The following is a 15814-nucleotide window of genomic DNA, read 5'->3' on the forward strand; positions in this document are numbered from 1 at the left end:
GTTCTCTGAAAAATACCGCAGCCATTTTTCATGGCAACCCCCCTCTTCTCCCTGCCAGATCCGAAGATGGGCGCGGTCCATTCCAGGCCCTATCCTGACAGGGGGAACGACCGAAAAGATCAGGAGAAAGCCATCGGTCTTCGAGAGGTGGCTCCCGGCACAGGCAGACCGCAAAGATTCTACTATTTATGATTGGCATTCCCATAGAGAGATCATATGACAAGCCTCGCTGTGATCGGAACCGGCAGAGTCGGTGGCGAAGTCGCATTTCTCGCCGCAGCGCAGGGGCTCGTCGACGACCTCATCCTCTGCGACGCCGTCAAGCCCCTCGAACGCGCGCAGGTCCTTGATATCGGACACGCGGCCTTCGACGTCTCGATCGGGACCGACCCCGCCCTCATCAGGGACGCGGACATCTGCGTGTTTACCGCGGGCAGCCCGAGAACCCCCGATGTCAGGACGCGGGCAGACCTTCTCTCCGCAAACCTCCCAGTTCTCGGTGACTGCTGCCGCCACCTCGGCTCATTCGGCGGCGTCCTTATCACCGTCACCAACCCCATGGACGTGAACAACTACTACCTTAGCCACTGCCTCGACCTCGAACCGTCGCGGTGCATCGGTTTCGGCGGGCAACTCGACAGCGCCCGCTTCGTGTACCGGATGGCAGACGACGGCGTGCATGCTCCTGATGCTCTGGTCCTCGGCGAACACGGGGAACATCAGGTCCCGGTCTTCTCCCGCCTCGGCGTCCCTGTCCCTGAGGCACAGCGCGACGCGGTGCTCGCTCACCTCAGGGGAGCGAGCATGGAGGTGATCAAGGGAAAGGGCGGCACGGTCTTCGGACCCGCCGCGCATATCGTCAGGTTGGTCGAAGCGGCTCTCGGCAGGCGACCCGACGAGGTGATCCCGTGCTCGTGCATCGTCGACGGCGAATACGACCTCTCCGGTCTTTCCATAGGCCTCCCGGCCAGAATCGGCAGGGAAGGGATCAGGAAGGTCGTCGAATGGGACCTCGACTCATGGGAGAGGCAGAAACTCGACGAAGCGGCATCGTTCATCGGGAAACTCTGCAGGGATCTCCATGTCTGAGAAACAGGCGACCCTCTTTGAGGGCGCAAAGCCCGGCATCAGGATCGCGATCAACCAGGTGGAGTACACCGTCTCGGGCACCGGCCCGATCGTCCACATCTTCGGCCGCGAACCGGACGGCAGGGCCGTGCACCTCCAGGTGACAGGCGTGCGGCCATATTTCTATGCGCCTGTCGACGAGGTCGCGGAGATGGTGGCAAAAAAGACCCTCCCCTCTCAGGTCACCGCAGTGGACGACCCCCTCTATCACTCGATCAAGGGGGAGGACCTGAAGCGCCTGTACACCTTCAGGCCGACAGACGTGCGCGACATCCGTGACCTCTACTCACACCACTTCGAGGCCGACATCCCCTTTGCGACGCGCTATATGATCGACGCCAGCCTCACCGGCGGGGTCGAGGCGCCCGCGGAGATCGCCGACCAGACCGAGGTCTCCCCAGTGGAGGTCGAGGCCCCGGCCCGCCTCTGTTTCATCGATATCGAGTGCGAGGACGTGCGGGGCTTCCCCGAACCCGGGCGTGACGCCATCATCTGCATCACCGCCTGGGACTCCTTCGACGACGCCTACTCCACCTTCCTGTACGCCTCGCCCGGCACCTCGCCCTCCTTCTCCGAGGAATGGACCGCGAAGAACGGGTGCCTCTGGAAGGGGAAGAGCAGGCACACCGTCTGCTCGTACGCCACCGAAGTAGAGATGCTCAAGGCCTTTGTCGCCTATATCAGGGAGAAAGACCCTGACATCCTCTCCGGCTGGAACTTCACCGACTTCGACTTCCCCTACATCACCGGCAGGATGCAGGCCCTCCGTCTCAACCCCGCCGACCTCTCCCGCCTCCCCGGCATGACCGAGCGGGCCGCGGTGCGGGGCCGGGCCCTCTTCGACCTCCTCACCGCCTACAAAAAACTCCAGCCCTCGCAGAAGGAGTCATACCGCCTCGACGCCATCGCCGAGGAGGAGGTCGGCGAGAGGAAGGTCCGCTACACCGGCACGGTCAGCGGCCTCTGGGCCGACGACCCGGAGAAACTCGTCGAGTACAACTGCACAGACGTCGAACTCTGCGTGCGCATCAATGAGAAGAACAACATCGTGGACTTCTACCGCATGATCGCACGCTACGTCGGCGTACCCCTCGACCGCACCCTCAACTCCTCCAATGTCATCGACATCTACATCCTGAGAAAGGCGCACGGAAAGTTCGTCCTCCCGTCCAAGGGGAACGTCGTCGCCGACGAGTTCGAGGGCGCCACCGTCTTCGAACCCTCTCTCGGCGTGAAGGAGAATGTCGTCGTCCTCGACCTCAAGTCCCTGTACCCGATGGCGATGATGACCATCAATGCCTCGCCCGAGACCAAGGACCCGTCAGGCGAACTCACGGCGCCAAACGGCATCAGGTTCAGGAAGAACCCTGACGGCCTGACCCGGAGCATCCTTGCAGAGTTGATGGCCGAGCGCGACTCCCTGAAGAAGCGCCGGAACGAGCACCCGTACGGCTCGCCAGGGTACATCCTCCTCGACCTCCAGCAGGGCGTGATCAAGGTGATCATGAACACCTACTACGGTGTCTCTGGATACTCCCGGTTCAGGCTGTACGACCGGGAGATCGGCGCCGCGGTCACCTCGGTCGGCCGTGCGATCATCGGGCACACGCGGCAGGTGATCACCGGCATGGGCTACTCCGTGCTGTACGGGGACACCGACTCGTGCATGGTCGAACTCCCGAATGCACCTCTGGAGGAGACAATCACGATGGCCCGTGCGATCGAGGCGCGTCTCAATGAGAGTTACTCGGTCTTTGCACGGGAAACCCTCCATGCCGACCGCCACTACTTCTCCATCAAGTTCGAGAAGATCTATGCCCGTTTCTTCCAGGCAGGCAAGAAAAAGCGGTACGCAGGCCACCTGGTCTGGAAGGAGGGAGTCGAGGCCGACAAGATCGACATCGTCGGTTTCGAGATGAGGAGGAGCGATTCGCCCCAGATCACGCGCGAGGTGCAGGAGCAGATCCTTTCCCTCATACTGAAGGGGGCACCCCTCTCCGAGGTGAAGGCATTCCTCGGCAACGTGATCAGGACGTACCGCCGCGGCGGTTATTCCCTCGACGAGGTCGGGATCCCGGGCGGCATCGGGAAGGCGCTGGAAGAGTACGAGATCAAGGACGCGCATATCAGGGGTGCGATCTACTCGAATACCTATCTTGGCACCGACTTCAAGAGAGGGAGCAAGCCAAAGAGGATCTATATCCGGTCGGTGACGGCGAAGTACCCCCAGACCGACGTGATGGACTTCGAGTACGCCGATCAGGTGCCGCCCGAGTTTGTGGTGGACTGGGAGACGATGCTCGAGAAGACGATCAAGCAACCGATCGAACGGATCATCGAACCCCTGGGATGGACCTGGACCGACGTCGACCCTTCCAGGACAACCCTCTTCGACTTTGCGTGAGGAGCGGGCCGTCGGGAATCTGAAGTGCGACCTATAGGCGGTTTACAGTGGGGGTGCGGTGCCATCATGGAAACCAGGGATGGCACGCCCCCACAAAACGAGGGGAGACGGGACGGACACAAAATGAAAAGGTTCAGATTTTCAGGGCGGAAGATGCCCTGCAACCCACTATAATCCTTAGTTTCGTCTCTTATTCTTTTTGTTGGCTGCGATCTTCTCTTTTGACGTCATGGGAGCGTTCTTGACCACGGGTTCTGTCTTTTCGGCTCCTGCCGGTGATTTTACATCCGTACTTTCCGTTTTGGGACTCTTACCCTTTGGACTGCTCTGACCTTTCATAATGTGTCCAATGGTGTTGAAGTGTATATATTCTCCTGTCGGATACGTAATCAAGCGCCGAAAAAAGATCTATTTTAAAAAATACGCGACGAGATCCGGATACGCCCCGAACCTTCTTCGGCCAGGCATCGGCCCTGCCCCGGGACGGGATATGTGCAGTGCCGTCTCCTGGAGCAGGAGGAGATTTATCCTGGGATTAGCCCGAACATTTGGTACGGTTCAGATAAATGTCAGTGCTTTTTTCCTTTCTTCATTTTTGCGGCGTATTTGTCCTTGAGCGAGTCGATCTTCTCCTTTGAGAGGGTCTCTTCGGCCTTTGACTTTGCCGGTGATGGGGCGCCCGGACCTTCCGTTGCCTTGTGCCCTTTTGTCTTCTGTTCGCCCTGTTTTTTCATAATTGTAGACTGTGACCTCGGGGCGTATATATTTGCCCGATATTTCGCTGCTTTTTTCATTGGACAGGGCATTGGGTACATCGAGCGCACACCCGGGCCTTCTTTCTGAGTCCGTCCTGACGTTCCCGGCCACCGTCCCGCGGCACACACCTGCCACTTCTGTTCGGAGAGCAGATGCACCGTACCTTTCCGGATGACGCCATCCGCCACAACCCGACGACGAGGCGGGCGGGCACATGACCATTCCCATCGGCCGGTTTTATCCTGCCGGAGGCCCCATCGGAGTGCGGGCACCCCCCTTCATACCCGGATCCTCGGGGCCGCAGGGGCCGCGAGGGAGTACCTTTTGTGCGCCAGTCGGCACTCTCCCGGCCCTTTGCCGCATTCTGGGTGGTCGCCGTTCGCAGACCTCACAACCCCCCTTCTGCCAGATAAATCCCAATTTATCCGGGGATTCAGGAGAATTCCCCCGCGGTTCATTCCGAAATTCTCAAAACACCTGAGGAAAACCTATGATAGTTACCAGATGACCATAGAAGTCCTGATTATTCTGCTGTACCTCGCCTCGATGCTTGCCATCGGCTTTATTGTCCAACGCCGCGGAGGCGTCGAGACGTCCAAGGGGTACCTGGTCGCCAACAGAAACGTGGGCCCTGTTCTTATCGGGGGGACGCTTTTTGCCACGTTCTGGGGCGGCGGCACTCTTCTCGGGGGTGCCGGTGCGGCCTATGGGGGTCACATGCTTGCCACCATCGCGGACCCGTGGGCCTCGGGCATCACGCTCCTGCTGATGGCGATATTCTTCGTGACGATCCTGCGGAAGATGAAGATCGCGTCCCTCGGTGAGATGTATTACCTGCGGTACGGGTCGAAAGGGGCACTTGTCGCCTCTCTTCTCTCCCTCCCCACTCTCATCTTCTGGACCTCGGTGCAGATCCTCGCCATCAGCAAGATCCTCAACGTCCTTGTCGGCATTCCCGGCGTCGAGAGTGCCATCATCGCAGGGCTGATCGTGATCATCTACACTTATCTCGGGGGTATGCTCGCCGTCATCATCACCGACAACATCCAGATGGTCCTCATACTGCTCGGTCTCGCCGTCCTCATACCGACAGGGATCACATACGTCGGCGGCTTCGATGTCATCGCCGCCAACACGCCGACGGACTTCTGGTCGATCCTGCCGAGCGACAACTCCCCGAGCGGGATCGGATGGACGGTCACCGGTATCATGGCCTGGTTTGCGGCATGGTGCGGCATGGGTCTTGGCAGCCTTGCGTCCCTGGACATCTCACAGCGTGTCTTCTGCGCCCGTGACGACCGGGCCGCAAGACAGGGCCTTCTCCTTGGCACCGGGCTGTACTGGGTCGCCGGCCTCGGCCCGATCTTCCTCGGCCTTCTTGGAATCGTGATGATCAACACCGGCATGATCGACGGCGCCATCCTTGCCGAAGACCCCGAACTGATCGTCCCCTTCTTGGCAAAGACCCTCCTCTCCCCCTGGATGATGGCCCTCTTCATCGGTTCCCTGATGGCGGCGATCATGTCAACGGCGAGTTCCGCAATCTTCGCGTCCGCGGCCGTGATCTCGACCAACTTCGTCCACGGTGCGGTCTCCGACCACATCAGAGACGAAAAGGCGGTCCTGCGCTTCACCCGTTTCCTCGTCGTCGCTATCGGCATCTTCTGCATCGGGATCAGTTTCTGTGCGCCCGGCCTCTACGACCTGATGATCTTCGGGTTCACCCTGCTCTTCGCCTGCCTCTTCTGGGCCGTCGTCTGCGGCCTCTTCTGGAAGAGAGCGAACGCACCCGGGGCCATCTCCTCGATGCTCGGCGGTCTTGTCACGACGGTCCTCGGAATCGTTGTCCTCTCGATACAGCAGGGGGCGCCGACCGTTGTCCCGCCCGACAACGAGTGGACAGTCTTTTTCACCTTCGGGCCGATGGTCGTCGCCGGCATCGCCATGTATGTCGTTTCCATGATGACGCAGGGGACGTACCCGCCTGTCCCGCTGAAGGACACGGACGGGAACATTCTCAAGTGGCCTGACCTGGAGACAGGATCCGGAGGAATGGTAAAAGAGCAGGGGCATCCTGCCGTGCTTGCCTCGCCGGTGAGCACCGAAGACGATTGAGGGGGGGGTTCCCTCCTTCTTTATTCTCTCATTTTTGGGCTTTGTAGAAACCCTCATGTTCTGGTTTATGTCGCCCCCAGAATTTCATTGCGTGAGTGTGGACCCATCGCCTTCCCCTACATCCGAACCGGGGGCTATCGCTCGAAAATCAAGATTCACGGAAAATCGAAGATTTTCCTGTTCTGGCAAATCTCTGATTTGCCGTTGACCATAGGTTTTCGCTGTGCGACCGAAGGGAGTCGAGAAACCGAAGGTTTCGCTGTGCGACCGAAGGGAGTCGAGAAGGTCGAAGACCTTCGCTGGAGTCCCCCGGCACAGGAACTCCTGAACAGGATTCCTACAGAGCCCATTTTTGATCTTTTTCTGCCTTACGTCGTCGTCTCGTCCTCGGGACTCTGGTCGAGGAGATAGATGTCGGCCTTCCCGTTCCTGAGGTCAGTCCAGACGATCCGGTCCTCGTATATCGCAGGCCACAGGTGTTCTGCCGTGTCTGTGGTGGGGCGGTCTTCGGCCCGGGTCCAGATATCGTACCGGACGATATCTTTTCTTCCCTTGCGGGTCTCCATCCAGACGATACTCTCGTCCGAGACCACTGGCCAGGACTGGGTTATGTCGTCCGCGGTGACCTGCCTCTCTTCGCCGGTCAGAAAATCGTACATGTAGATGTCGGCGTTCCCGTTCCTCTCGTCTGTCCAGACGACATAGTTCTCGTAGATTGCAGGCCCGTACTGCTCGGCCTCCTCGGTGGTGATCTGCCGCTCTTCACCCTTTTCAAGGTCGTACATGTAGATGTCGGCGTTCCCATTCCTCCAGTCTGTCCAGACGATCCGATCTTCGGAGATGTCAGGGCCGTACTGGTCCTCTTCCTCGTCGGTGATCTCTCTCCTCTCCGCCGTTTCGAGGTCGTAGAAGAATATGTCGGCATTGCCGTTGCCGAGGTCAGTCCAGACGACCCGGTACCCGTCGATTGCGGGGTCACCCTGCGGTGCGGCGTCATCTGTGACCTGCAACTCTTTCCCGGCCTTGATATTGTAGAGGTAGATGTCGGTGTTCCAGTTGTAGTCGTTCCCGTTCCTGCGGTCTGTCCAGACAACCCTGTTCCCCGAGATCGCAGGGTCGAACTGGTCTGCCGTGTCTTCGGTGATCCGCTTTTCCCTCCCGGTCGTGAGGTCATAATAGTATATGTCGGCGTTTCCGTTCTGGTAATCTGTCCAGACGATCCCGTCTCCGTCGATATCAGGGAAGATCTGATACTCTCTATCGTCGGTGATCCTGACCTCGTCGCCGGCGGCGACGGCAGGTGCGACTATCGCGACGATGAGAAGCAGCACCAGCAGGTGCGGGGCATAGTCTCTCGGCATGATCATCATCTCCTTTGGTGCGTGACGGGGGGTGGCCGGGCTGGAGGTATCCCGGAGGCCTGCTGAGAATAGAAACAATAACGCTCTCTTTCTGGAATGAGGCCGATACGATATCCTCTGCAGCCCGTCCCCCTCACGGATGATGTGCTCTATAGCGCAATGGCATTATAAATGTATCATTATGAAAATAGATGTGTGGCAGGGTTTGTCTGTCACGGCAATCTGCTGTCACTCCTTGAGAGTGAAGAGGACCGAAGGCAGGGCCTCTGCCCAGCGGGCGACCTGACTCCAGTCCCGTGCATCGCCGGGCACGGCGCCTGCCATCTTCATCATGTCGAGGTCTGCCCTGCTCATCCCCTCGGGGTCGAACCTGCCCGCGAAGAGGCCTTCGACCTGCGGCCTGACATAGATCCTGACTTCGGTCATCGACGCCGCCGCCGACTTCCTGATCACGTCTGTCTCGTCTTTCATTGAATAGCCGACGGCGAAGACGGCGAGCGGTTTCTCATTCAGTTCGATACAGAACCTCTTGACGAAGTCCACCGCCTCGACGAGCCATTTGCCCATATAGATCGGGCTCCCCGCGACGACCGCCGCATAGGGGGAGATGTCCGAGACGTCCATAACATTCCTGCAGTCGACGCTATAGCCCGCCTTTTCGAGTGTCCGTGCCACCGATTCGGCGATCTCCCGGGTCGAGCCGTACCGGCTCGCATAGGCTACAAGGATCTTCGTGTTCATGGTCTCCTCTATCATATTTCCCCCCTCTCCTGATGTCTCTTTTCCAGGTCGGCCTTCTCCGCCACATAGACTTCTGCCATGTGGTGGGGGTGGTACCTGAGCTTTGCCTCCCGCAGGCCAGGCACGCCGACGTCTGACTCGCGGTTCACGTATGTGTGGTCGGGGGCAAGCAGCCGTGCGGCCTCCTGGTTCACGGCCTTGTACACCCCTTCGCAGTCTGGTAGCCCTTTCTCGAAGTGGATGAGGGCCGTGTCGGGGTTGAGGTCGTCATAGACAGAGATGGCGGCGATCGCCCCGTTCACCCGGATCATCAGCCCGGAGAGGCCGAGGTCGGAGAAGTGCTCCATCGCGTAGAGAACCGCCTCCTTCTCCTCGGCCAGCACCGGTGACTCGTCGCAGTGCCGCCACGCACACCATTTCTTCAGGAACTCCCGCACCTCTGCAAGATTCTCTGCGTGCATCTCCTCGACGACAGGTTCGCAACTCCGCCTGAACCTGTTGAGGTGGCCGCGGATGGTGAGGTATTTCTTTCCCGGCAGATCGTCGAGGTCTGAGGCAAGGTAGACATAGTCGGCGAAGTCCCGGTCAGACCTGAATGCGAGGCCGGGATAGAGGGATCTGACCCACTCCAGGGTTTCCTCATCGAAGACATAATAGGGGGCGGCACAGCCCTCCCTGACGGCGAGGTTGAAGACGTCCTCCAGGGTCGCGGGGTCTTGCGGGCCGATCGGCCCCCTGAAGGTCCGATCACCCCCGATGGTGCTCATGATCACGACGCCGTCCCCGACACGGGCATAGGCATAGTGAGCATAGTGGTTCCAGCACATCATGGTCACGAAGCTCATGTCAGAGTGCCGCTGCGGGTATTTCGCATAGAGGTCGAGGAAAAAGGCCCTGTCCTCCTGGGTCACGGGTGTGAAGTCATCGAGTGTGAGCATTGTTCTCTCCGAGGAGCATGGGCACGTGCCCCTCCATGGGGGCGAAGCCGTGCCTTTCATAGAATGGTACGGTCCCTGGCTGTGCGATGAGGCCGATCCAGGCGATCTCCTTCTCCCTACAGACGGCGACGAGTCTTTCGACGATCGCGTCGCCGATCCCCTGACGCCGGTATTCGGGGAGGACGACGATGTCCTGGAGATAGGCGTCCGAGCAGCCATCAGAGATCGCCCTGCCCATGCCGACGGTGCGGTCGCCGTCCGTGGCGACGACAAAGCAGAAACTCCCAGCGATGAGGGGGGAGATGCCGTCGAGCGACCACTCCTCCTGCCACCACCTGCCGGCACGGTACAGGTCGACGATCTCACCGGCGTCCCATGAGGAGACGACGTGGAGGGCGATCCCCGGGTCCATGGAGAAGACTGGTCGCTATCCTATAAAGACGCAACGAAAAAAATGTGGGTCAGGACCGCCCGGCCTCGCGGCCGAGGGCAAAGGCCCTGAGGTTGAGGTCGAGGAACTTCTGCGGCACGAGGCGCCTGACCGCCTCCTCCAGGCTCTCCGCCTTGAGGGGGAGGTGGGGGGCGGCGGCGCCGAGCATGACGACGTTCTGGACGATGAGGTTGCCCGCCTCAGCGGCGAGGCCCGCGGCGTCGACGAGTGTGACCGGGTGGCCTTCGAGGGCAGCGACGAGGTCGTCGCGTGCGGGCATCGGGAGTTTTTGCATGAAGACCGAGGTCGGGACGACGGTGTGGTCGTTGACGATGATCCTGCCCTGTGGCTTGAGGTAGTGGCGGTAGCGCACCGCCTCCATGAGATCAAGAGCGATCATCAGGTCGGCCCCGCCCGGCGAGATCAGGGGGCCGAAGGTGCCGCCGATACGCACGTGGCTCTCGACGGAACCGCCGCGCTGGGCCATGCCGTGGGTCTCGACGCCCTTGATCGGGACGCCTTCGAGGAGGCAGGCCTCGCCGATGATGTTCGAGGCAAGGATCGTGCCCTGCCCGCCGATGCCGACGATCAGAAGATCATAACTGCTCATTTTCTCCCCTCCTTCACGATGGCCCCGGCAGGACAGATATCCGCACAGACCCCACAGCCCGAGCAAAGTTCGTTGATCTCCGCCTTTCCTTCCGCGTCCTTCCCGATGGCCGGGCACCCGAAGCGGAGGCAGGCGCCGCAGGCGGTGCAGGTTTCGGGGTCGACCCGATAGTGCGCCCGCCGCACGCCGGCACGCCGCGCCGTGATCACGCAGGCCTGCCTGGCGATGATCACCTTCGTGCCCGCACGGGCCTTTGCCGCCTTCAGGGCCTCGAGGGTGGCGGTCAGGTCGTACGGGTCGATGGTCTCGACAAAGGACGCCCCGCAGGCCCGGCAGATCGCCTCCAGGGATATGGGGACGCTTGCCTCGCCCATCGCGGTCTCGCCGGTGTTGGGGTTGGGCTGGTGGCCGGTCATGGCGGTGATCCTGTTGTCCAGAATGACGAGGGTCATGTCCGCACCGTTGTAGACGGCGTTGAGGAGGCCCTGGATGCCGGTGTGGAGGAAGGTCGAGTCGCCGATGGTGGCGACGACCGGCCTCTTCTCACCCGAGTTTGCGATGCCGCTCCCGACTGTCACCGAGGCACCCATGCAGATGGTGGTGTCCACCGTGCCGAGCTGGAGGCCGAGGGTGTAGCAGCCGATGTCGGAGGGGAAGATGCCGTCGGGGAAGACCTTCTTCATGGCGTAGAACGTCACCCTGTGTCCGCACCCGGCGCAGAGAATGGGGGGGCGCGGCGGGAGGCCTTCGGCAGGGGCGGGGCTCTGGAAGGGGTTATCCTTCAGGATGCCGGCCTTCACCATCGAGGCGGCGACGGCCGCGGGGGAGAGTTCGCCCTCCATAGGGACGGCGCCGTTCATCTGGCCGAAGACCTCGACGCCGCAGGCGAGTTGCCTGAGACGTTCCTCGACGATCGGCGCACCTTCCTCGACGACGAGCACCTTCTTGTGCTGCTGGACGAATGCCTCCATCCAGGCGCCGTCGATGGGGAAGCAGCCGACCTTCATGAAGGAGACGCCCTCGGGGATGACCTCCTGCACGTACGAAGCGGCGATGCCGCTCGCGACGACGGCTGTCTCGCCCCGCACCTCCGCGGTGTTGTAGCCGAGAGCCATGACGGCCTTCCTGACCACGGGCTGTTTCTCGTTCAACTTTTTGTGGAGGACTCTCGTGTGGGCCGGGATGACGACATACTGCTTCGGGTCCTTCTCGAAGACGCCGGTCCGGTGTTCCCCGGAGACCTCGCCGAGGTCGACGTCGCCCTTGGAGTGGCAGATGCGGGTGGTGGGGCGGAAGAGGACAGGGAGGCCGACCTGCTCGGAGAGGGCGAAGGCGTCCTTCATCATGTCGTGCGCCTCCTGCACGCTCGACGGGTTCATGCAGGGGAGTTTGGCGAAGTGGGCGTACCTCCTCGTGTCCTGCTCGTTCTGGGAGGAGTGTGCATAGGGGTCGTCGGCGGAGAGGACGACGAAACCGCCCTTTGCCCCGGTGTATGCGCTCGTCAGCAGGGGGTCGGCGGCGACATTGAGGCCGACGTGCTTCATCGTGACCATCGACCGCTGGCCGCACCAGGAGGCGGCGAGGGCGTTCTCGAACGCGACTTTCTCGTTCACCGACCACTCGATATAGAACTCACGCTTTTTCTGCGCCCGCAGGGTGTCGATCACCTCGGACGATGGGGTTCCCGGATAGCCGCTCGCGAAGTCGAGGCCTGCCTCAATGCAGGCGTGCGCGATGGCTTCGTTTCCAAGGAGGTATTGTTTAGCCATGGATCTCGTCCCAGTGCTATTACTCCTGCGTGTTCTTTAATGATGTCGTTCTCAGGCGGCCGTGAAGCGGGGTTCTGGCGCAACCTTTAAATCGGAGGTGGTACAACATTTACAGGCACTAATACGAGTGTATTAGGGCCCGTAGCATAGTCGGTGGTGCACCCGGCTGATAACCGGGAGGTCATGAGTTCGAGCCTCATCGGGCCCACTTCTTTTTCATTGGTTTCGTGTGTATTCTTGAGATTGCGAGTATTTTCCAGGGTGTTGTTTCTGGTGGTGTTCCCGCGTCGTCGGGAGTGCCCCTCGTCTGGATGACGAAAGACTGAGACCCCTGATGACCCCATATCTCCGCCCTTTTCACAGACCACGCCCCTGATCGGGGCCCGTATCGCGCTCCATTCCCGATCCGGCCAGAGTGACGTTTTTTCGTGCGACGCGGCACGGGGACCATGTCTCTCCCGGCCCTCTGAAGGGCCGTATGACTGAAGATAATAACCCCTTTATGACCGGTCGGGACGGCCGACGAGGGGGCGGGAAAGAGGCAGAATAAATGACCTTATTTGTTCATATTTCAAGCGGGAAATAGAAGTCCGACATCTCACACACTTTCAAGATGGCCTTATTCCGGATTCATTCCTGGGTCCTTCACCTGAAAGCCTTCTCTCCGGCCTCGTTCTCGCTCTGGTAGTCGTCACCGGAGGCGCTGATCGTCTCTTTCATCCTGTACCGGCGTCTGCCTTCCCGGCCCCTCTCTGACCATCACTGTTGAGATCGATCCCTCCCCGTCCCTCCCTTGAAGCAGCCAGGGCTATGGTACGTTTCTTGTGAAATACATTCTCGATTATTACAGAGGCAGATGTGAAACCATGTTCGTTGGTACGGGTGATAGTCCAGTGGCCATTCGCTTTTATGAAAATTGCGGATTTCGGATCTCGCATAGAGTCAAAAATTTTTTTCTGGACAACTAAGATCACCCGATTTTTGAAAATGTTGTTCAAATCATAGATATGGTTTATTTGAGAATTGAATTAAGTGAAATCTGAACACGCCCCCCTTCGTGCACCTGCCGTACATCGCACCGGCATCGGCCCCCTCACCCCTTCACAGACCTTCTAATCGCCCTTTTATAGATCAGAGGATGCACGAAGAAAAAGACCGTCACGGCGATGTACACGGCGACCGCCACCAGGGGCACAAAGAGGGCGAGCAGCACGCCGACACCGCAGGAGGCAACGCCCGCACGCCGCCGTCGCACCATCTCCCTGAGGTCCTCTTCGGCAAGGCCGTCGACGAGCAGTTTCGGACGCCAGACAAGATAGCGCATGATCATGCTCAGCATGACCGACGTGATGAAGAGGTCCAGTCCGTACAGGAGCACGGCGAGATGCGAACCTGTTCCGGTGAGGTGGCCGGCCATCACGCTCGTCGTGAAGGGCATCAGGGAGACGAAGAAGAGCATCAGGAGGGTCAGGCGAAACGTGACCTTATCCTCCTGTTCCGTCAACTGAGTGATGGACGCGTGCGTCATCCAGATCCCGCCGATAAATACGAAACTGATGACATACGCGAGGAAATCGGGCCACTCTTCCATGAGTGCCAGGAACAGGCTGTCGGCCCCCTCCGGAACAGGCAGTTCGAGGACGAGCAGGGTGATGACGATCGCGAACACCCCGTCGGCAAACGCGTTCAGTCGGTCAGGGGGGAGAAAGTCGGTGAGGCGACCCCTGTCAGGTCCCTCTGCCTTCTCATCCCCGCGGTCGGCCACCACCCCTCACCTGCACGCCGCCCAGATGGGACAGGGAGGTGAAAAGAGTTTGGGCTGTGTACCCCTGTGCGGCTCCCGGCGGTTTCCGTCACCCGACAGGGCCAAGACCCTTCAAAAAAGGAGAGGGATCCCTCTCTCACAGCGTCTCAAGCCCGTACATGTAGGGCCTGAGCACCTTCGGGACCTCGACAGAACCGTCCTCCTGCTGGTAGTTCTCCAGAATCGCCCTGATCGCCCGTGATGTTGCGATCGCAGTGCTGTTGAGGGTGTGGACGAACTCCTTCTCCTTGAAGTCGGTCGGGCTGCGCATCTTGATGTTCAGCCTCGTCGCCTGGTACGAGGTGCAGTTCGAGCAGGAGACCGCCTCGCGGTACCGGTTCTCGCGCGGCATCCAGACCTCGATGTCGTACTTCTTCGCCGCCACCGTCCCGATATCGCCGGTGCAGATATTGACCACATGGTACGGGAGGCCGAGGCCCTGGAAGACCGCCTCGGCATTTGCCAGCAATTCCTCGTGGAAAGTCCAGGAGTCTTCTGGCCTGCAGAAGACGAACTGCTCGATCTTGTTGAACTGGTGGACGCGGAAGAGCCCCTTCGTGTCGATGCCGTGAGAACCGATCTCGCGCCTGAAGCACGGGCTGATCCCGGCGAACTTGATCGGGAGGGCGTTTGCCTCGAAGATCTCGTCCTTGAACATCGCCGCCATCGGGTGCTCGGCGGTCGCGATGAGAAACGCGTCCTCGCCGTCGATCTTATACATCACGTTCTCGAAGTCGGCAAGGTCGGTGACGCCCTCGTAGGCCGCCCTGTTCATCATGTACGGCGGGGATATGGGGGTGTAGCCGCGCTCCACGAGCAGGTCGAGGGCATAGCGCTGGAGGGCCATATCGAGCAGGACAAGTCTCCCCTTCAGGTAGTAGAAGCCGGAGCCGGCCACCTTGGTGGCGCGCTCGAAGTCGGCCCAGTCGTGCTCCACAGCCAGTTCGCCGTGGTTCTTCAGTTCGAAGGCGGGAACCTTCGGCTCGCCCCACCTCTTCACCTCGACATTCTCCGTGTCGTCCTTGCCCACGGGCACGCTCTCGTGGAGGATGTTGGGGATGCGCATCTGGTAGAAGTGGACTCTCTCCCTGATCTCCTCAAGCTCGGCCTCGGCCCCCTTGATCTCTCCGGGTATGGCTGCCGCCTCGTCAAGGAGAGCGGCAGCGTCCCCGCCCGCCTTTCTGGTCGCGTTGATCTCGCGTCCGATCACGTTGCGCCGGTTCCTCAGCCTGTCGACCTCGATCTGGAGTTCCCTGCTCCTCCTGTCCTTCTCCAGCAGGTCATCTATCCAGGCCGGTTTCTCGGTGTCCCCCCTCTTTTCCAGGTCTGCCCTGACGACCTCGGGGTGGGCGCGAATGAACTTTAATTCAAGCATGTATTTTCCACCATCTCTCGTCTGTTGCGGCGTCGATCAGGGCCGGAGATCCGGCCCTGTACCGTAACGATCAATCCCTGAGATATTAGTCTTCATCTACAATATTATCTGCTGTGGTGCAGATGGCTGCACAATCGGTGCTATTCTTTTCAAATCAGGCTGCGGAAGTTCATCGGCATGGTGGGGGGAAATGTGGAGGTGTCATAATGAGTTTACTTCTGAAGAGGGGTACGGATCGTGGTGGTGGCACCGGGCATACCCGAGCAGACGAAGGGGATCGGATATGGAGTTTATCATTGCCTCGTGGCCTCCGGACGGTGAATATCTGTTATGAAGAGGGTGACGCCGAGGGGAGCATGTCTTCACCTCTTATATGATGTGAG

General features: G+C 60.1%; 12 protein-coding genes, 1 tRNA gene and 1 pseudogene. 5 read left to right on the forward strand and 9 right to left on the reverse strand.

The genetic code is table 11. The features are described 5' to 3' along the window. Window positions 1-216: 216 nt before the first annotated feature. Window positions 217-1089, forward strand: a complete 873-nt coding sequence (locus tag BP869_RS02220) for a malate dehydrogenase (protein ID WP_342676479.1) — start codon at window positions 217-219, stop codon at window positions 1087-1089. After that, window positions 1082-3532 (forward strand): DNA-directed DNA polymerase, encoded by a 2451-nt coding sequence (locus BP869_RS02225; RefSeq protein ID WP_342676481.1) that lies wholly within the window; start codon window positions 1082-1084, stop codon window positions 3530-3532. The genes BP869_RS02220 and BP869_RS02225 overlap by 8 nt, the downstream gene beginning before the upstream one ends. A gap of 569 nt (window positions 3533-4101) precedes the next feature. Here BP869_RS02225 and BP869_RS02230 read toward each other — a convergent pair. Continuing rightward, a complete protein-coding gene (locus tag BP869_RS02230; RefSeq protein WP_342676483.1) occupies window positions 4102-4347 on the reverse strand; it encodes a hypothetical protein in 246 nt (81 codons plus the stop codon). 445 nt (window positions 4348-4792) lie between these two features. On the opposite strand from BP869_RS02230, the gene BP869_RS02235 reads away from it, so the two are divergent. After that, window positions 4793-6403, forward strand: coding sequence for a sodium:solute symporter family transporter (locus tag BP869_RS02235; protein WP_342676485.1), 1611 nt, complete (start codon window positions 4793-4795; stop codon window positions 6401-6403). Window positions 6404-6771: 368 nt separating this feature from the next. Here the strand turns inward: BP869_RS02235 and BP869_RS02240 are convergent, their stop codons facing one another. The 6 genes from BP869_RS02240 to iorA form a co-directional block, all read right to left on the reverse strand. Further along, the gene (locus BP869_RS02240) at window positions 6772-7764 is read right to left on the reverse strand and encodes a hypothetical protein (protein WP_342676487.1); all 993 of its coding nucleotides are present in this window, start codon (window positions 7762-7764) and stop codon (window positions 6772-6774) included. 228 nt (window positions 7765-7992) lie between these two features. After that, entirely contained in the window at window positions 7993-8520 is a 528-nt protein-coding gene (locus BP869_RS02245) for a flavodoxin domain-containing protein (protein WP_342676488.1), read from the reverse strand. Beyond that, window positions 8517-9443 carry a DUF2156 domain-containing protein gene (locus BP869_RS02250; protein ID WP_342676489.1) on the reverse strand — a complete coding sequence of 309 codons (927 nt, stop codon included), beginning with the start codon at window positions 9441-9443 and terminating at the stop codon, window positions 8517-8519. The genes BP869_RS02245 and BP869_RS02250 overlap by 4 nt, the downstream gene beginning before the upstream one ends. Continuing rightward, entirely contained in the window at window positions 9427-9855 is a 429-nt protein-coding gene (locus BP869_RS02255; RefSeq protein ID WP_342676491.1) for a GNAT family N-acetyltransferase, read from the reverse strand. Before BP869_RS02255 ends, BP869_RS02250 begins: the two co-directional genes overlap by 17 nt. A 49-nt stretch (window positions 9856-9904) precedes the next feature. Continuing rightward, the gene (locus BP869_RS02260; protein WP_342676493.1) at window positions 9905-10483 is read right to left on the reverse strand and encodes an indolepyruvate oxidoreductase subunit beta; all 579 of its coding nucleotides are present in this window, start codon (window positions 10481-10483) and stop codon (window positions 9905-9907) included. After that, window positions 10480-12252 carry an indolepyruvate ferredoxin oxidoreductase subunit alpha gene (gene iorA, locus BP869_RS02265; protein ID WP_342676495.1) on the reverse strand — a complete coding sequence of 591 codons (1773 nt, stop codon included), beginning with the start codon at window positions 12250-12252 and terminating at the stop codon, window positions 10480-10482. The genes BP869_RS02260 and iorA overlap by 4 nt, the downstream gene beginning before the upstream one ends. Window positions 12253-12387: 135 nt before the next feature. On the opposite strand from iorA, the gene BP869_RS02270 reads away from it, so the two are divergent. Then, window positions 12388-12460: transfer RNA gene (locus BP869_RS02270), tRNA-Ile, on the forward strand. A 607-nt stretch (window positions 12461-13067) separates the two neighbouring features. After that, window positions 13068-13220, forward strand: a pseudogene (locus tag BP869_RS02275) (GNAT family N-acetyltransferase); the annotation flags it as partial. Window positions 13221-13345: 125 nt separating this feature from the next. Here the strand turns inward: BP869_RS02275 and BP869_RS02280 are convergent. Together BP869_RS02280 and serS are read right to left on the reverse strand one after the other, a co-directional pair. Continuing rightward, window positions 13346-14017: a TMEM175 family protein gene (locus BP869_RS02280; RefSeq protein ID WP_342676497.1), complete on the reverse strand. Its 672-nt coding sequence runs from the start codon at window positions 14015-14017 to the stop codon at window positions 13346-13348. Window positions 14018-14153: 136 nt separating this feature from the next. Further along, entirely contained in the window at window positions 14154-15431 is a 1278-nt protein-coding gene (gene serS, locus BP869_RS02285; protein ID WP_342676499.1) for a serine--tRNA ligase, read from the reverse strand. Window positions 15432-15814: the final 383 nt, after the last annotated feature.

Origin of the sequence: Methanofollis sp. UBA420, from assembly GCF_002498315.1 — an archaeon.
GTDB lineage: Archaea > Halobacteriota > Methanomicrobia > Methanomicrobiales > Methanofollaceae > Methanofollis.